Origin of the sequence: Pseudomonas sp. Leaf127 (genome assembly GCF_001423155.1) — a bacterium.
GTDB classification, from domain to species: domain Bacteria; phylum Pseudomonadota; class Gammaproteobacteria; order Pseudomonadales; family Pseudomonadaceae; genus Aquipseudomonas; species Aquipseudomonas ovata.
The window spans coordinates 289,330-306,207 of record NZ_LMOA01000024.1; the positions used below are offsets into that span (position 1 = coordinate 289,330).

The window sequence follows — 16,878 nt, forward strand, 5'->3', positions numbered from 1 at the left end:
GGGCGGATCAGCCAGGCGCTTGCGCAATAACCACACGGGCGGCAAGCTGGCGACCTACCCGCCCGTAGAGAAGCCGCCCGATGCCCCTTGAACACTTTGCACCGTTCCAGGACCTGGCCAACCGGTTGTTACCGCACACCAAGGCCACGCAGGACGATGGCGCGCACGACTTTTCGCACCTGTTGCGGGTCTGGAAGAACGTCTGCACCATCCGTAACCATGAGGGCGGCGAGCCACAGATTCTGGTGGCCGCCACCTTGCTGCACGACTGCGTGGCGGTGGAGAAAAACTCGCCGTTCCGCGCCAGCGCCTCGCGCCTGGCCGCTGCCAGGGCGCGTGAGCTGCTGACCGACATGGGCTGGGACGAGGAAATGATCGAGGCGGTGGCGCATGCCATCGAGGCGCACAGTTTTTCGGCAGCCATTGCACCGCGCAGTCTTGAAGCGCGGATTCTGCAGGATGCCGACCGCCTGGATGCACTGGGCATGATCGGGGTGGCGCGGTTGTTTCATGTGTCCGGGCGCATGGGCAGCAGCCTGTACGACCCGCTGGACCCGCACGCCTGCGCCCGGACGCTGGACGACAAGCGCTTTGCCCTCGACCATTTCAAGACCAAGATCCTGTCGCTGGCCCAGGGCTTTCAGACAACCACAGGCGCGCGGTTGGCGCAGACACGGCATCAACGGGTCGAGCGCTTCCTGCGTGAGTGGCTGGAAGAAATCGATCCGCCGCCGCTCGTCGCAAAAGATCGGCCAGACGCCGATTTTTGACGCCAGACAACGGCACGGCCAGGCAATGTCACAAAGCTATCACACAACAGCCTTATAACCGGATGCCTCGACATCTGCGTTCATAATGGGTTGTGTGCTGTGAAAACATTTCTGGCTCGTGCATCGCGTCGTTCATCCCACACGGCCTTTTTGCGCCGCTTCAGGATTACGCCCAGGCTGGTGCTGTGTTTCGGACTTTCTTCGGCGCTGATGGTCGCCCTTGGCGCATTCTGCCTGCTGCAAATGCAGCAGATCCGCGACCAGGGCGAGTCGGTGCAAAGCGGCGCGCTGCCCAGCATTGCCATGGCCGATGCGCTGGCCATCGCGCTGGTCAAGCTGCGCAGCGAGTCGAGCCGGCTGATTGCCAACGCCGACGACCCGGGAGCGGTCATCAACGGCAAGATCAACGTCGAGCAACTGCGCAACGAGGTGGAAAAAGGCTTCCAGGATTACCTGGCACACGCCAAGGAGGTGGCTGAACGCGACTCTATCGTGGCCTTGCAAGATGCCTACAAGGCGTTCATGCCGGCCTTGCAGGACCAGATGCGCCTGATCGAGCAGAACGACCTGGCGCAGGCCCGTATGCTGGCCAACACCACGTTGTCGATCCAGGGCGACCTGATGGACATGCAGGTGCAACTGCTGCGTGAACTCAACCGGCAGAGCGCCGCGTCGGCCGTGCAGATTGCCGCCGAGCGTTACGAGCAGACGCGCATCATCGCCCTGAGCGCCATCGTTGGCGTACTGATCATGACCCTGCTGCTGGCCTGGCGCCTGAGCGTGAGCATCATTCATCCGATGCGCAATGCGCTGCACATTGCCAATACCATTGCCGAGGGCGACCTGAGCGAGCACGCCATCGCGCCGGGCAAGGACGAGACCGCACAGTTGCTGCACACCCTGGAGCGCATGCGCGGCAACCTGCACGGCACCATTGATCAGATCTACGCGGCGGCCACGCAACTGTCGCAGGCGGTGCAGGAAATGGGCAGCATCGCCGAGTCCAGCGCCAGCAACCTGAAATTGCAGAACACTGAAATCGAACAGGCGGCCGTGGCGATCAATCAGATGAGCCAGGCGGCAGTGCAGGTGGCCGATAACGCCAGCAACACCGTGTCCGAGTCCAGGGCATCAAGCCAGGCGGCCGTGCAGGGCCAGCAGCGCCTGTCGGCCACCATCGGCTCGATCAAGGATTTGACCGACAACGTGCTGGACTCTTCGCATCAGGCCGAGGGCCTGGCCGAACAGACCCAGAGCATCAGCAGCATCCTGGATGTGATTCGCTCGATCGCCAACCAGACCAACCTGCTGGCCCTCAATGCCGCCATCGAGGCGGCGCGCGCCGGTGAGGCCGGGCGGGGTTTTGCCGTGGTGGCCGACGAGGTGCGCTCGCTGGCGCAACGCACCAGTGCCTCGACCACGGAAATCGAAGGCTTGATCAGTGGCGTGCAGCGCAGCACCCAGGAAACTGCCGAATCCTTGCGCCACACCGCCAGCCAGGCCAACCAGACCCTGGAGCAGGCCGCCGCGACCGGCGAGGCGTTGACAGTGATCATCAGCTCGACCACCACCATCAACGACCGCAACCTGCAGATCGCCAGCGCCGCCGAACAACAGGCCCAGGTCGCCAATGAGGTGGACCGCAACCTGAGCAGCATTCGCGACCTGTCGACCCAGACCGCCTCCGGCGCCCAGCAGACCACGGTGGCCAGCAACGCACTGTCGATGCTGGCCACCGACCTGAACATGATGGTTCAGCGGTTTGTGTTGTAACGCCGCCTGACCCGCGCAGAGGCCGACGCACGGGGTGCGTCGGCCATACCGCCATCGCCAGACAGTTGCTGCGGGCGGCGATCCGACGATGAGGCCGGCAAGGCCCATACACCTGCTGCGTCTGTTCCATAGCCATCGCCGGCAAGCCGCCTCCCACAGTCCGGTGCCAGGCCCAAAATTTCGGGTCACATCAAACCTGTGCGGGGCTTGCTCCGGGCGGCGATACGACGATGAGGCCAGGACAGCCGACAGACAGGCAGCGCTTGTAATCCCGTCATTGCCAGACAGTTGCTGCCTCCCACAGTCTGATGCCAGGCACGAGACCTTGGGCGACATTAATCCTGTGGGAGGCGGCTTGCCGGCGATGAGGCCAGCAAGGCCTATACACCTGCTGCGCCTGTCACACAGCTATCGCCAGCAGAGCTGCCTCCCACAGTCTGATGCCAGGCACGAGACCTTGGGCGACATTAATCCTGTGGGAGGCGGCTTGCTGCGGGCGGCGATCCGGCGATGAGGCCAGCAAGGCCCATACACCTGCTGCGTCTGTCACACAGCTATCGCCAGCAGAGCTGCCTCCCACAGATTCAGATCGGGCGCAGGCGGTATTGCGGGGGAAGCTGGTCCAGGCCGCTGATGGTGGTGTCCAGGCTTTTCCAGCGACCGTCCTTGATGCCGTAGATGCAGCCGTGCACCGACAGGCTCTGGCCACGGTGCCAGGCGTTCTGGACGATAGTGGTGTGGCTGACGTTGGCCACCTGCTGGATGACGTTGAGCTCGCACATGCGGTCGACGCGCTCTTCTTCAGTGGGCAGTTTGCCGAGGTCGGCGCGGTGCTCGTAGTAGAGGTCGCGGATCGAGCGCAGCCAGCCATCGATCAGGCCGTACTGGCGGTCCTGCATGGAGGCACGCACGCCGCCGCAGCCGTAGTGGCCGGTCACCAGGATGTGTTTGACCTTGAGCACATCGACCGCGTACTGGATCACCGACAGGCAGTTGAGGTCGGTGTGCAGCACGACGTTGGCCACGTTGCGGTGCACGAACAGATCACCCGGCAGCATGCCGACGATCTCGTTGGCGGGCACGCGAGCGTCCGAACAGCCGATCCACAGGTATTCCGGCGTTTGCTGACGCGCCAGCTTGGCGAAGAACTCGGGGTCTTCCCGGTTGATCGCTTCGGCCCAGCGGGCGTTGTTGTCGATCAGGTCTTGTAATGCGTTCATGCGGTGCTACCTCAGGGACGATGCTCGGTTATGACGGGGGCTGTCTCGTTGGGGTCACTACATTGATAGCCTGTAGCCAGCGGTAATCGCTGATCCCGATTCAGGCGCACAGAGGGGACGACTGGCCCTGTCGCCGGCAAGCCGCCTCCCACATGGGCCGCGTCGCCGTTGACCGATTTAAACGGAATCTTCGCCAGCGTCGCCGGTCCACCGCACAGACCCCGGAAATAAAAGGATTGTGTCATGAGCGAAGAACGTCGCCCCTTCAATGCCGAACAACCCGAGCCGATCGACGACAACGAGGATCGCATGGGTGCGGTACGTGAGCTGGACTTCGACGATGAAGATACGGCGCGCATCGGCGATGAAATGCCTGAACAGGCGCTGCGCCAAGAGCTTCCCGACCAGCGGGAGCGCGAAGCCGGCCTGACCGGTGCATCGACCGCCGACCATCACGGCACCGACGATGATCTGCAGCCCGATACGCTGATTCGCGAAGACGGCGCCCGCTCGCCCGACGAGCCAGGCTCAAACCGCCCTGCCGATCAGGAACTGAGCCTGACCGACCAGGCCGACATCGGTGCCGGCCACGGCCTGGATGAAGAAGAACTGGCGCACCTGGACCCGCTCGATGGCAAGCCAGAATGATCAGTCCAGCAAGGTGCAGGCCATGACCACGGCGTCTTCGCGACCGTCGGCGGCCGGGTAGTAGTCGCGACGGCGCCCGATCTCGTTGAAGCCGTATTGTTCATACAGGCGATACGCGGGGCGGTTGCTGTCGCGCAGTTCCAGAAAGCACTCGCGGGCATTGAGTTCGTAGGCACGCTTCATCAGATGGTCGAGCAACCGGTAGCCCAGGCCACGGCCCTGGTTTTCAGGCTTGACGGTGATGTTGAGCAGGTGTGCTTCGTCGATGATGACCTGGATGACGCCGTGGCCGACCTGCTGGGCGCCCTCGAACATCAACCAGACTTCGTAGGACTTCAGGGCATCGGTGAAGATGCCCCGGGTCCAGGGGTGGCTGAAGGCGGCGTACTCGATTTTCAGCACGGCATCGAGGTCCGCTTCGGTCATGCGGCGAAAGGTGGTGGTTTCACTCATCTTGGGTTTTCCAGCGCGCCATCAGTTGGCGCATGGCCTTCCAGACGTCGGCCTTGCGCTGCGGCTCGTCCATCAATGATTCAAGGCCCGGCAGCGCCCAGACAGTTCCCAGGCCAGGGACCTGGCGTTCCTGGTAAAACGCTTCGCTGTCGGCTTCGCCGGCAAAGCGCACGGCCGGCAGGCCGACCAGCCAGAGGCAGGTACACGGGTGTTCTTCGAGGCGTGCCGCGACAAACCCCTGGACGAAATCGCGGGCCGCTTCCGGGCCCTGATCCATGCGGCTGCGCACCAGCAGCGGCCAGCGCACCGGCTCGCCAACGATTTGCGGACTGTCAGGCAGGCCGGCGGCACGCAACATGTCCTTGAGCAACAGGTAGGTCGGGTCGCGGCTCTGGAATGGCTGGCCGGTGGATAATTCGACCAGCAACAGGCAGCGACCGGCACGCAGCAATTGCAGGGCAAAGCGCGGCGGTGGCACGACGACGACCTTGGGCGCAGATTCCACGTCGGGCGCTTCGCTACCGGCCACCTTGCGCGCAGCGGCAGGCGTCGGGCGCGGCACTTCGATCTTCGGCCGTGGCACCGGCGTGCGCAGTGGCGCGGGCAGCGCAGTCGCCGGCGCCATGTCGGGCGCCGCAGGACGGGCCTGGGATGCCGAGGCGACGGGCGCTGTCACGGCAGGCGCCTCGGGCACCGGTACAGGCGCCAACAGTTCCGGCCGCGACGGGGCTGCAAAAGGCAGTTCGGTACGCGGCAGCCAGCTTTCCACCTGCATGGCGGTCAGATAAGCACGGCGACGGGACTCGGTCAGCAAAAGATCAGCCACTTGTGGATAAGTCAGGCGCGCAATTCTAGGGGGTGCGCCGGTTTACTGCCAGTGCTGTTCAGCCCACCGTTCATCCTCGATCACCGGGGTTGAAGGCGTGAGGTGAAACGCAGGGCGGACGATGCAGTACAATCGCGGCCTTTCATTTGCCACGGTCGACTTGTCATGATCGAACCCAAGCGCGTCCTGCGCGCCCTGGCCGAACACTGGGCCTTGCTGGAGCCTTTGTGCGAGCACTTTGACCAGGGCACCCTGAGCCTGAGCGAGCTGCGCCTGCAATTGGCCGCCCGCCAGCCAGACAGCACCGCGCAGGACATCACCCAACTGCTGGACGTGTGGATCCGCCTGGACATTCTGGTGCCGGTGGCCAAGAGTCCGAACCGCTTCGAGCTCAATGCGCAGATCCACGACTTTCTGTCTTACCTGCGGCACGAGCATCGCCTGGGCCTGTGCCTGGAAATCGAGGCGTACTTGCGCCACCTGGAGCGCCTGGCCGGGTATATCCAGGATGCCTTCGACATTCGTGATGCCAATGACCTGGCGCGGCAGCTGCGCCTGCTCGACATGCGCGTGCGCGATGTGCTGAAAAAGCTCGCCAACGACGAGCAGGCCCTGGTGGCGGTGGCCGAGCGGGCCAAGACCCAGGACCGGCAGATTCCGCTGCGTCAGCGCTACGCCGAGGTGCTGGCGACCTGGGACGAATACGTCGAACCCATGATCCAGCTGGTCAACGCTGACGGTGCTTTTGAACAAGGCGTGCGCAAGGTCGAGAAGGTGCTGCTGCACCTGCTGACCGAGCAGCAGCGCCTTGGCCACCTGGTCGACGATGACATGCTGCTGCGCACCCACGCACGCATTCTGGAAATGCAGACCAACGCGCAACTTACCCTGCGCCATGCCCGCGAACTGCTGCTGCCACTGCGTGAAGAAGCGCGCCGGCATAACGCCGTGACCCGCGGGGCGGCGCTGGCGCTGTCGGCGATCCGCCGCAAAGGCCTGGACGCCCTGCCCCAGGCGGCCATGCCGCTGTTCACCCGACCGCAAAGCACATTCCTGGGCAGCGCCAGCCAGGTCGAGGCGTATGTCTATGCGCTGGCGCACTTCGAGCCCAAGCCGACGAAGTTTCCCAAGGCCAGCGCCACGCGCAACGGCGAACAACCGCGGGCGCCGCGCACGGTCAAGGAAATGCTTGAGCGCTGCGAAGACGCCCTGCCCTTGCCCGACCTGATGGACTGGCTGCTGGAGCAGGAGCCAGAGGGCGCCACCGATGAGCTGCTGTACTGGTTCTCGCGCCTGTCACGCGACAAGCGCTTTGCCCGCCAACGCCTGGAGCGCCGCGACTACCTGACCCTGGAGCATCGGGTCAGCCTGCGCTCCTTCGCCCTGCTCAGTGCTGGCAACGAACAGCCAGAGAATTCCGAGAGCGTCCTACATGCAACTTGATTTGTCTGAAATGTCTCAACTGGCTCCGATCTTTCGCGAGCTGTTCAAGGGCTATCACATCAGCCGCCGCGACCCGGAACTGTACGCGCAGTTATCCAACTCGCAGGACCAGTACCGCACGTTGTTCAAGGCACTGGGGTTCGAGCTGGTGTGTGACACCCGCGGCTTTTATTACTTCGTGCCAGAGCTGGCCGCCGCCCAGGTCAACAAGACGGCCCAGCGCCTGGCGCTGTTCACCTTCATTCTGGTCGAGCACCTGGCCGATCAGGGCCGCGACCCGGTCAACGTGCTCGACGGCGGCAGCCTGGGCCGTGACGAGTTGCCTTCGCTGCTGGACAAGTACCGCGACTTGTTCGTGCAGGCCGAGGTACAGACCCAGGAAGAGCTGGAAGAAAAGATCATGCGCCGCATGACCCAGCTGGGCTTTGCCAGTGAAGAGGTGGGCATCTATCGCTTCCTGCCACCGATGCACCGTTTTCTGGATGTGTGCCTGTCAGTGCAACAGGACCGCGACCTGGCCGCCGCCTTGCACAGTGATCTGCCGCTGCCGACACCGGTGCTGGTGGATGACGGACTGGAAGACGACGATTTCGAAGTGCAGGAAACCGAGGAGCAGGCCCTGGCCCGCGCCATCGCCGACGAGCAACAGGAGATCAATGCATGAGCCAGGAACGTTATGGCATTCGCCGCTTTGCCCTGCTCAACACCGCCGGCTACAGCCTGGGGCTGTTTCCGCTGGAGTACCCCCTGTCGGTCTATGGCGCAAACAATCTGGGCAAGAGTGCGTCGATCAATGCTCTGCAATTTCCTATCCTGGCGCGCATGTCGGACATGAGTTTCGGCAAGTACAGCCTGGAGCAATCACGGCGTTTCTATTTTGCCTCCGACACCAGCTACATTCTGGTCGAGGTCAACCTGGCCCACGGTCCGCATGTGATTGGCGTGGTCGGGCGCGGGCCAGGGGGCGGCTTTGGTCACCAGTTCTTTGCTTATGCCGGCGAGCTGGACCTGGGGCACTACCAGAAGAACGACACCTGCCTGCGCCAGAAAGAACTGTTCAACAACCTGGCCAGCCACGGCCTGAAAGCCTATGAGCTCAAGCCCGATGAGCTGCGCCGCCTGTTGGTCGGGGGTCACACTTCGATTCCACTGGACCTGACGCTGATTCCGCTGCGCTCGACCAGCGAGCAAAGCCTCAAGACCTTTCGCGCGCTGTTCATCAACCTGCTGCACATGCGTGAAATCACCGCCGCCAAGCTCAAGCAGCTGTTTCTCGATGCCTTTGAGCACAGCCTGCGCTCGGGCAGCGTCGATTACATTGCCGCCTGTGAAGAGGCGTTCCGCGATGTGCGGCGCATGGAGCAGGACTACAACTCGCTGGTGCAGGCCGGGGCGCTGGTCGAGGCGCTGGCCTCGGGCGTTCGCCAGCGCGAAGTGCTGCGCGGCAAGCTGCACCGTATCTCGCCCTTGCTCGATGCGCTGCTTGGCACCTGGTCGGACTATTCCGGTGCGCGCAAGGAAGAGCTGGTCATCCAGGCCGAGCACTACCGGGCCCAGCAGGATGTGATGCAGAACGACCAGCGCAACAGCACCCAGGAGCTGATGCGCCTGGAGCGTGAGATCAGCAGCCTGCAACGCTGGCTGGGCGAACTGTCGGTGCTGCGCAACCGCTTTGCCCTGGTCGATGATGCCAGGGTGCTGGAACAGCAACTGCTCAGCGCCAAGGACGCCCACGATGAACTGGCTGGTGCCCTGGCGCAGTCGCGGCAATTCAGTGCCGAGGACCTGGAGGAGCGGCTGCGTGATCTGGAGCGCCGCCTGAAGTCGGTGAAGCAGCAACTGGACCATGCTGACAACAACAGTTATGCGCGCTTGTGCGAGGAGTTTTCCCAGGGTGATGTCGAGCGCCTGATGCGCCTGTTCAATGGTGCGCTGTTCAGCCTGCCACTGGGTGAAGATGGCATTGCGCTGGACGATGGCCAGGCCTGGGTCAGCTCGCTGCAGACGTTGCTGGACCGGTTCAAGGGTGATCAATTCCAGGTGCCGGGGTTGTCGATCAACCTGTCGAGCATCGAACCCCCGACCTTGCAGGCCCTGGCGGATCGCGCCGTGCTGCGCGACCAGAAGGACCGTCTGGAAAAAGAACTCAAGCAGCTCAAGACCCAACAGGCCGTGGCCTCCGACCGCATTGCCAGCAAGAGCCAGACCGAGGCGCTGTACAAGCAGGTGCTGGATGCCCAGAAGGCGCTGGAAGACTTCCGTCGTTGCCAGACCCTGAGTGCTGAAGAGCCGGGCAAGCTGGCGGAACTGGCGCAACTGGAAGCGGCTCAGGATGAGCTCAAGCGCTCCAGCGACGCCTTTACCGAACGCGTTCAGCAGTTGTCGGCCAAGTTACAACTGGTGGCGCGGCAGATCGGTGATCTGGAAGCCAAGCAGCGCACGCTGGACGATGCCTTGCGCCGTCGACAGCTGCTGCCGGCCGACCTGCCTCATGGGGTGCCGTTCATGGAGGATGTCGACGACTCTGTGGATAACTTGCTGCCCCTGCTCAATGATTATCAGGACAGCTGGCAGGCGCTGCAGCGTTGCGACGGTCAGATCGATGCCTTGTATGCGCAGGTGCGCCTTAAAGGTGTCGCCAAGTTCGACAGCGAAGAAGATGTCGAGCGGCGCCTGCAATTGTTGATCAATGCGTATGCCCACCGCACCGATGAAGCGCTGACCCTGGGCAAGGCACGCCGTGCGGCGGTGACCGACATTGCCCGTACTTTGCGCAATATCCGCAGCGACTATGAAAGCCTTGAGCATCAGTTGGCGCTGTTCAACCGCGAAATCAACAAGCGGCAGGTGTCCAACCTGGCGAGCTTCCGGATTGTGCTGGCGCCCAACAAGGAGGCGCTCAAGCACATCGACCAGATTATCCACAGCGCCGGCCAGTACGAAGAAGGCGAGACGCTGTCGGTCTTCGACCTCAGTCAGAGTGCCGAGCAGGATTCGAAAAATGAAGAGGCCAAGGAGTATCTGGCGCGCCTGGTGGCCGCCAATCATAACCAGTTGGGTCTGAAGGACCTGTTCGAGCTGGCGTTCGAGATCACCAAGGTCAATGGCCAGCCGGTGATTCACACGGACATCGACGGCGCAGCGTCCAACGGTACGACAATGACCATCAAGGCGCTGACCAACATGTACTTGCTATTGCACTTGATGGACCGCGACCTGGCCGGGCGTGTGCGCCTGCCCTATTACCTCGACGAGGCCGCGGACATCGACGAGAAGAACCAGTCGGCATTGCTCGAAACCAGTCAGCAACTGGGCTTTGTACCCATCCTGGCAAGCGTGAAGCCGCAGGTGTCGGCCCATGTGGCGATTGACCTGGAGGCCGGCAGCGGGCCTAACGGTATTTATATCGATGAGGCCGACTGGAAATATATTCATCGTCGTGAAGAAGCGGCCAAGCCGGAAGAAGAAGTGGCTTAGGTTGATCGGTTGTACCGGGACCGCCTCTTGAGGCGGTCTTTTTTATAGGCCAGGCCCGGCCCTTCCATCAAGCCATTGGCTTACGTGTAGCCCGCTTCAATGAGCTTTACCAGGCGGTGGAGCGACTGTAAAACCGGGGTAGGAACGCCATTCTGTCGACCCAGTTCCACCACCGCGCCCTGGATGAAGTCGATCTCGGTCTTTCGGCCAGACTCCACGTCCTGCAGCATCGAGGGTTTGTGCCGGGCCTGATGCTCGAATGCATGCTCGACGGCTTGCCTGACCCGGTCTTTCTGCACCGCAATGCCCATTGCGCCAGCCACCTGAAGCGTTTCGTCAATGACGCTGGCCGCCAGCAGGCGTCCATGTTCGGAGTGCCCGATGCAGCCCACTGCCTGGCGAGTAATCGCACACACGCCGTTGAGGGCCGCGTTGAAGGCAACCTTCTCCCAGATGGCGATCTGCACGTGCGGGTCAGCCTGGCAGGGCAAGCCTGAGGCTTGAAACACCCTGGCGATGTCCAGGACCGCAGGGGTTTCCCGGCCGTCCCATGACCAGAGAGTGATATGGCCATCGCCATGGCTGTGAACGACACCTGGCTCAAGCAGGTCGGCAGGCAGGTTTGTCATCCCGACCAGGATGTGATCGGCCGGCACGACCTTGGCAATAAGCGGCGCATTACCCAAGCCATTCTGTACCGAAAGCACCCATGTCGCCGGCCCGACAAGGTGCCGTACCGATTCGATGGCGACCTCGGTATGGAAACCCTTGGTGAGGATGATCAGCAGGTCAAAGGTGCCCGAATACGCGTCAGCCCTGGCAATGGGCAGCTTGACCCGTTCACTTGAAGCAGGGGTCACCAGCCTCAGTCCTTGATGCTGGATGGCTTCGACAGTCCTCTGGCAAACCTCTATCAAAGAGACTTCCTGCCCGCCCACCGCCAGTCGAACAGCGAATAGCGCGCCCATGGCGCCGGCGCCCACAATGGCTATTTTCATGGTTGCTCCAACGGGTGAACACGCACCATCAGGTCTGCTTCAAGGCGCCATCGAACGCCGGCGTCAGCCCCGACAGTTCCAGCTTGCGGACAAATTCGCCGAGACGTTGCTGCTTGTAGGCTTCCACGTCCAGGTGGCGATAGTCGTAGAAGCCCTGGCCATCTCGCAAGCCATTACGGCCGTTTTGCATATTGTCGGCAATCACCTGGGGCGACTCGAAACGCGGTGCCAGCGCGCCGCTCAAGTAACGCGAGGCGTAGTAGAGAATGTCGCCTCCCCCCCAGTCAATGAACTCAAGCAGCCCCAGCACCGAGAAGCGCAAACCGAAGCCGACGCGTATTGCCGTGTCGATATCCTCGGCACTGGCCACGCCTTCTTCGACCATTCGTGCGGCTTCATTCATCGCCAGCGCCTGGATGCGCGGGACGATGTAGCCGGCCACCGGATTGCACACCACCGGCACCTTGCCGATGCGCTTGAGCAATTGCAGCAGCCGCTCGACCACCTGTGGGCAGGTCGCCTCGCTGCGGCTGACTTCCACCAATGGCATCAGGTACGCCGGATTCAGCCAGTGCGCGTTCACGAAGCGCTTCGGCTCACTGACCATTTCGCTCAGCTCGGTGACCAGGAAGGTCGATGTCGTGGAGGCGATGATGGTCGACGCCGGAACGTGCTCGCTGACCCAGGCGAACGTCTTCTGCTTGACCGCAATGACCTCCGGCACCGCCTCGAACACCAGGTCGCACTGAGGCAAGGTCATCGCGGCCTGGGATCTGGATTGCACCGTCACCCGGGACAGGGCGATGTCCGCCTGTTCCACCTGAAGCACGCCGAGGCGTACCAACCTGTGTAGCTCACTGCGGATATTATTGCGCACGCGCTCGAAGTAGGCTCGTTGCTCGTCTTCGTCACGATCCTTGATGTCGACCAGGTTGACTGGCAGACCCGCATGGATGAACGCCAGGGCAATCCCCTCGCCCATCCTGCCGGCACCGACCACGCTGACGTGAAACCGCTCGGCGCTCATCAGTTGTAGCCCCTGGTCAACAACCCGGTCATCTGCGCCCGGCTCAGGTCGGCCAGACCGAGGTTTTCCAGAGTGCGGCCTTCGGCGTAGAGGTCACGGTCCGCGACGGCCGAAGCAATGCTCAGCAGGCCTTGCGCAACCGGGGTCGGCACACCGGCCCAGCGGCCGACGGAAACCAGGAAGGACAGGCCCAGGCGGGTGTCTTCGAGCATGTAGCGATGGGTCTGCAAGTCGATGTTTTCACGCCAGTCGCCACTGTCGGTCAGCTTGCCATGGGCACCGCGACCGTACATCCACTCGTCGCCCTCGTCGGTGTTGTAGTGATCGCTTAATGGAAAATGCGGGGCGCCGTAGGCCAGTGCTTCGCGTACAGCCATGCGCTCGGCGTCGAGCTGGTTGGTCACGCGGCGGATGGACGGCTGGGTGCCCTCGTTATGAATGTCCCATGCCTCGAAATGCTCCAGCGGCCCGGCATTCATGATGATAAGCGGTGGGTGAATGATGGGACCGGCGTTCATCAACGCCCCGCTCAGGGCGTCCTCTATCGGCTCGACGCTCGGGTAGGCCTTGCGCAACACAGCGAAGGCGTGCTCGGACAGGCTGCTCGGAAACACACCGGTCGGCAGCCGGGTGGCGTAGCCACTGATCACCAGGTTACTGGCACCGTGCTTGCGCACCAGGTACGGCAGCGTGCCGGTTTCAGCAAAGGCGACCTTGCTCGGGTTGCCTGCATCGGTCATGGCCTTGGCGAATACGTAGCTGCCGAAGGTGCCTGGCGGCAAGAACACGACCTGGCCGTCGCGCAAGTGCGGGGCGACGTGCCGGGCCAGGTCTTCGTGGGCGGTCGATGGCAGCGCAATGATCACCAGGTGTGCGTCACTCAGGGCTTCGGCCAGGTTGTCGGTCAGGGACAGCGTGTCGTCTGGTTTGCCAACGGATAACTGGCGAGTCCCCTGGTAGTCCCTGATCGTCAGGCCACCGATCTCCAGCAACGCCTTGAGTGCTGCGCCGTCACGGCGCCACAGGCGGGTCGTGTGCCCCTTTTCAGCCATTTCGACAGCAGCGGCGTAGCAGCCGTGGCCGCCGCCCAGCACGGTAATATTCATGGACAGGCTCCTTTTATAAGAGCCTTGATGCTACTGATCCCTACCGCCGCACACTTACCCGATTGCGCAGCCGAGTGACGAATTACGCAGGCGTTTCAATGCTTCTGTCGCCGCAGGGTGTCTGACGGCAGGCAGCCATAGCGTTGCCGGTAGGCACTGGAGAAATGCCCGAAGCTGTTGATGCCGTGACGCAACAGGATGTCGGTGACGGTTTCGCCGGACCTGCCCTGCTTCAGTGACTCGTGGATCACTGCCAGGCGACGATCACGGATGTACTCGACCGGTGCCTGCTGGAGAAACTGGTTGAAACCGTTCTGCAAGGTGCGAACCGAGACACCACTCAGCTCGCTCAGGGTCGCCAGGCTGATCGGTTCATCAAGGTGTTCCTCGATGTAGTCACGAGCCTTTTTCACATGGTGCGGTAGCGGCGCGTGCGAATCGTTCAAGAGATCCGCCGAGTAGTTATGCGGCAGTTGTGTAAGCAACAGTTGCATCAGGTATTCGGACAGGCCACTGGCGATGCGCGAACCGTCCACACCGCTGCCGTAAAGCCGACAGATATAGTCCAGGGTGTGATAGAGGCTGACGACACCAACGCCCAGAGGGTCGACGCTGACATCGAAGATCACCGACTGGCGCAGGCTACGACCGAGCAGGCGTTGCAGTTGTGCTTCCAGGGCATCACGGTCGACGCGCAGGATCAGGTTGCGGCATTGGCCATCGGTGATGATGCGGCTGGTCGCGAACGGCGAGGAGATGCTCAGGTAGCCCGACTGCATGGCCGCGCTGCGCTGCCCGTGGGCCACCTCGCACTGGCCCTGCAAGGTGATGCGAAACAGGTATTGATCGGCAATGTCGCCGATGCTGATCTCGACCGGCGCTCCATAGCACAAGTCCAGCAGCGCCGAGTCGCCGAAAAACACGCCATTGAGTCGGGTGTGAATAGGCTCGTCGCGCAATAGCCTGAAGCTGTGCGGGCACAAGTAATGGCTGACCTTGTTCTTGATCTCGCGATAATCGGCCGAGTTGAGCAGGCTGTGCTTTTCCAGCAGGTGTACATCATTCAACATCAGAGGCTCTCCCGCACTGGAGCAGAAAGGCCCCGAGCCGTTCAAACGGAGCGAGGCCGAGGTGCCGATCATGGATTATCCGGGTCAAGCCTGGGTCGGGTACTCCCGGGCATAGCTCTCTCGGAAACAGCGGCAACCCCACCATAGCAGAAGCACTGTCAAGGTCGATGCACCGGCGATCACCAGCGACATGGACGAGCCCACGGCCGCCGGCGAGCCGAAGTAACGGTCGGTCAACAGCGCCACCAATGTGGTACCCAGGCCCAGCCCCAACAGGTTGCTGATCAGCAGAAACATTGCCGATACCTGTGCGCGCACCTGATTCGGCGCCAGGACCTGCATCGCCGCCGTGGACGCCGGCAGCGGGAACGAAGCGAAGAACATCGCCGGCACCAACAGGGTTACCGACAGCCATAGCTGATCGGCCTGGGGGAACAGTACGGCCGGCACCGCCATGCCGAGCGCACCGATGACGCCGGTGCGCATGGCGGCGTCCTGATGACCTTTCCTGGCCAGGTAATCGGTGAGCCATCCACCGAAAAACACCCCCGTGGTATTGGCCAGCAACAGCACACTACCCAGCATGTAGCCCGCGTCCATTGGCGACAGGCCGAACTTGCGGATATACAGCGCCGGGCTCCAGCTCATCATGCAGAAAAGCGCCATGGCGTAAAACGAAAAGCCCAGGTAATGGTAGGTGAAGGTGGCGCGATGGCGGCCGAGGAAGCGCACGCCATCGCTCAGCGCAACCTGGCGGGCCTTGCCCTGCGCATCGACCTGCAGGCCCTTGCGCATCGGGTCACGGACGGTAAGCCAGATCAGCAGGCCTACCAGCACGCCGGGCAGGCCGACAATGAAGAACGCCAGCTGCCAGGCCTTCATCTCGCCGAGAAAGGCGACTTCGATGGCGTTCATGTCCTTGAGCAGGGCAATCACATAGCCGCCGACCAGGAAGGCTACACCGCCACCGACGAACGAGCCGATCGAGTAGATACCCACTACGCGACCGAGTTTTTCCTTGGGAAACATATCGCTGAACATCGAGTAGGCCGAAGGCGACAGGGCCGCTTCGCCGACACCGACGCCTATGCGGGCGAGGAACATATGCAGGAAGTTCTTGCTGATGCCGCACGCGGCCGTCGCCAGGCTCCAGAACACCACGCCGACGGCGATGATCTTCGGACGGGAGAAGCGGTCCGCCAGATACGCAATGGGCATGCCCATGAACGCGTAGAACAACGAAAAGGCCAGCCCATGCAGCAAGCTGAACTGGGTATCGCTGATTTGAAGGTCGGCCTTGATGGGCTCGATCATCAGCGCCAGGATCTGCCGATCTATAAATGAAAATATGTAGGCGATCATGCACAGGGTGACCACGTACCACTCATAAACGTATGTCTTTTTCTTGTGCAGGACCGCTTCATTGACCTGGATATTCACTCGTGTTTGCTCCTCGTTGAATCCGCTCAAGCGCATGGCGCGCCGTGTGACAGTGCGCAGGATCGCGACTGGAAAGTGGCTGGGCAGATGCATGCCGCCGGTGAGCGGGTCGCATGAGAGCTGTAACAAAAGATGGGGTCGAGCATGGTCAGGTCTCTTTTTATTGTTATGAGGTCATCATGCGCCGGGCTATGCAGGCGCTGGAGCCAGGACAGTCAGCGCCTCGGTGCGTGTCAGGCAAGGCGCAGTCGTGCCTGCGACAACACTTAACAACAGTGTGGTTGCCGGCCCCGACGTCGCGCCTAAACTAGCGATTGCACGGCCTGCCAGCCTCCCCGATTGCGCAGGTGACTCTCCAATTGCGCAGCCTTGTGCAGGCAGCCTGAGCGCTGTCATCGTGGGAGGGCATGCCTGTCTCGGACAGAGGCTTGCCGAGAGCATGGTGCGGTATGAGCAGCTTTATGTGGCTGGCGGGGAGGCCATGCTGCCTGAGTGAGGATTGATCGTAAGCGACCGGGGAATGTTTTATTCCGCGCAAAGCAAAACCCCCGATCGCAGAGCGATCAGGGGTTCTGGGTTTGAATCTTGACGATGACCTACTCTCACATGGAGAAGCTCCACACTACC

The 16,878-nt window shown here is 62.2% G+C and carries 14 protein-coding genes and 1 pseudogene; 7 read left to right on the forward strand and 8 right to left on the reverse strand.

Features of this window, described 5'->3' with window-relative positions:
• The first annotated feature begins 80 nt into the window (after nt 1-80).
• From ASF84_RS26055 to ASF84_RS30385, 3 genes and pseudogenes are all read left to right on the forward strand, one after another.
• On the forward strand, nt 81-770 hold the full coding sequence (locus tag ASF84_RS26055) for an HD domain-containing protein (RefSeq protein WP_056841780.1): 690 nt from the start codon (nt 81-83) through the stop codon (nt 768-770).
• A gap of 99 nt (nt 771-869) precedes the next feature.
• Nucleotides 870-1,685, forward strand: a pseudogene (locus ASF84_RS30380) (MCP four helix bundle domain-containing protein); the annotation flags it as partial.
• A gap of 69 nt (nt 1,686-1,754) precedes the next feature.
• Nucleotides 1,755-2,543, forward strand: a complete 789-nt coding sequence (locus tag ASF84_RS30385) for a methyl-accepting chemotaxis protein (RefSeq protein WP_442963091.1) — start codon at nt 1,755-1,757, stop codon at nt 2,541-2,543.
• 584 nt (nt 2,544-3,127) lie between these two features.
• Here the strand turns inward: ASF84_RS30385 and can are convergent.
• A complete protein-coding gene (gene can / locus ASF84_RS26065; protein ID WP_056841782.1) occupies nt 3,128-3,763 on the reverse strand; it encodes a carbonate dehydratase in 636 nt (211 codons plus the stop codon).
• 243 nt (nt 3,764-4,006) lie between these two features.
• Here can and ASF84_RS26070 point away from each other — a divergent pair, with 243 nt between their 5' ends.
• Nucleotides 4,007-4,411, forward strand: a complete 405-nt coding sequence (locus ASF84_RS26070) for a hypothetical protein (RefSeq protein WP_056841783.1) — start codon at nt 4,007-4,009, stop codon at nt 4,409-4,411.
• Here the strand turns inward: ASF84_RS26070 and rimI are convergent, their stop codons facing one another.
• A complete protein-coding gene (gene rimI, locus ASF84_RS26075) occupies nt 4,412-4,864 on the reverse strand; it encodes a ribosomal protein S18-alanine N-acetyltransferase (protein ID WP_056841784.1) in 453 nt (150 codons plus the stop codon).
• The gene (locus ASF84_RS26080) at nt 4,857-5,678 is read right to left on the reverse strand and encodes a hypothetical protein (RefSeq protein WP_056841785.1); all 822 of its coding nucleotides are present in this window, start codon (nt 5,676-5,678) and stop codon (nt 4,857-4,859) included. Before ASF84_RS26080 ends, rimI begins: the two co-directional genes overlap by 8 nt.
• Before the next feature lie 177 nt (nt 5,679-5,855).
• On the opposite strand from ASF84_RS26080, the gene mksB reads away from it, so the two are divergent.
• From mksB to mksF, 3 genes are read left to right on the forward strand one after another with little or no spacing between them, the layout of a single operon-like run.
• Nucleotides 5,856-7,133 carry an Mks condensin complex protein MksB gene (gene mksB, locus ASF84_RS26085; RefSeq protein WP_056841786.1) on the forward strand — a complete coding sequence of 426 codons (1,278 nt, stop codon included), beginning with the start codon at nt 5,856-5,858 and terminating at the stop codon, nt 7,131-7,133.
• Complete coding sequence (mksE, locus tag ASF84_RS26090; RefSeq protein ID WP_056841787.1) at nt 7,123-7,797, forward strand: Mks condensin complex protein MksE; 675 nt, start codon at nt 7,123-7,125, stop codon at nt 7,795-7,797. Before mksB ends, mksE begins: the two co-directional genes overlap by 11 nt.
• The gene (gene mksF, locus ASF84_RS26095) at nt 7,794-10,610 is read left to right on the forward strand and encodes an Mks condensin complex protein MksF (protein ID WP_056841788.1); all 2,817 of its coding nucleotides are present in this window, start codon (nt 7,794-7,796) and stop codon (nt 10,608-10,610) included. The genes mksE and mksF overlap by 4 nt, the downstream gene beginning before the upstream one ends.
• Nucleotides 10,611-10,690: 80 nt before the next feature.
• Here mksF and ASF84_RS26100 read toward each other — a convergent pair whose 3' ends face one another.
• The 5 genes from ASF84_RS26100 to ASF84_RS26120 all read right to left on the reverse strand — a co-directional run bounded on the left by ASF84_RS26100 (nt 10,691) and on the right by ASF84_RS26120 (nt 16,251).
• A complete protein-coding gene (locus tag ASF84_RS26100) occupies nt 10,691-11,608 on the reverse strand; it encodes a ketopantoate reductase family protein (RefSeq protein WP_056841789.1) in 918 nt (305 codons plus the stop codon).
• 28 nt (nt 11,609-11,636) lie between these two features.
• Nucleotides 11,637-12,635, reverse strand: a complete 999-nt coding sequence (locus ASF84_RS26105; protein WP_056841790.1) for a 3-hydroxybutyryl-CoA dehydrogenase — start codon at nt 12,633-12,635, stop codon at nt 11,637-11,639.
• Nucleotides 12,635-13,741: an NAD/NADP-dependent octopine/nopaline dehydrogenase family protein gene (locus ASF84_RS26110; protein ID WP_056841791.1), complete on the reverse strand. Its 1,107-nt coding sequence runs from the start codon at nt 13,739-13,741 to the stop codon at nt 12,635-12,637. Before ASF84_RS26110 ends, ASF84_RS26105 begins: the two co-directional genes overlap by 1 nt.
• A gap of 95 nt (nt 13,742-13,836) precedes the next feature.
• Nucleotides 13,837-14,811 carry an AraC family transcriptional regulator gene (locus ASF84_RS26115; RefSeq protein ID WP_056841792.1) on the reverse strand — a complete coding sequence of 325 codons (975 nt, stop codon included), beginning with the start codon at nt 14,809-14,811 and terminating at the stop codon, nt 13,837-13,839.
• Between the two features lie 84 nt (nt 14,812-14,895).
• Entirely contained in the window at nt 14,896-16,251 is a 1,356-nt protein-coding gene (locus ASF84_RS26120; protein ID WP_056841793.1) for a spinster family MFS transporter, read from the reverse strand.
• Nucleotides 16,252-16,878: the final 627 nt, after the last annotated feature.

Coding starts and splice junctions, on each gene's coding strand:
- ASF84_RS30385 (WP_442963091.1), top strand. CDS start 1,755: ATGGGCAGCATCGCCGAGTCCAGCGCCAGCAACCTGAAATTGCAGAAC.
- mksF (WP_056841788.1), top strand. CDS start 7,794: ATGAGCCAGGAACGTTATGGCATTCGCCGCTTTGCCCTGCTCAACACC.
- ASF84_RS26110 (WP_056841791.1), bottom strand. CDS start 13,741: ATGAATATTACCGTGCTGGGCGGCGGCCACGGCTGCTACGCCGCTGCT.
- ASF84_RS26100 (WP_056841789.1), bottom strand. CDS start 11,608: ATGAAAATAGCCATTGTGGGCGCCGGCGCCATGGGCGCGCTATTCGCT.
- ASF84_RS26055 (WP_056841780.1), top strand. CDS start 81: ATGCCCCTTGAACACTTTGCACCGTTCCAGGACCTGGCCAACCGGTTG.
- ASF84_RS26115 (WP_056841792.1), bottom strand. CDS start 14,811: ATGTTGAATGATGTACACCTGCTGGAAAAGCACAGCCTGCTCAACTCG.
- mksB (WP_056841786.1), top strand. CDS start 5,856: ATGATCGAACCCAAGCGCGTCCTGCGCGCCCTGGCCGAACACTGGGCC.
- can (WP_056841782.1), bottom strand. CDS start 3,763: ATGAACGCATTACAAGACCTGATCGACAACAACGCCCGCTGGGCCGAA.
- rimI (WP_056841784.1), bottom strand. CDS start 4,864: ATGAGTGAAACCACCACCTTTCGCCGCATGACCGAAGCGGACCTCGAT.
- ASF84_RS26070 (WP_056841783.1), top strand. CDS start 4,007: ATGAGCGAAGAACGTCGCCCCTTCAATGCCGAACAACCCGAGCCGATC.
- ASF84_RS26105 (WP_056841790.1), bottom strand. CDS start 12,635: ATGAGCGCCGAGCGGTTTCACGTCAGCGTGGTCGGTGCCGGCAGGATG.
- mksE (WP_056841787.1), top strand. CDS start 7,123: ATGCAACTTGATTTGTCTGAAATGTCTCAACTGGCTCCGATCTTTCGC.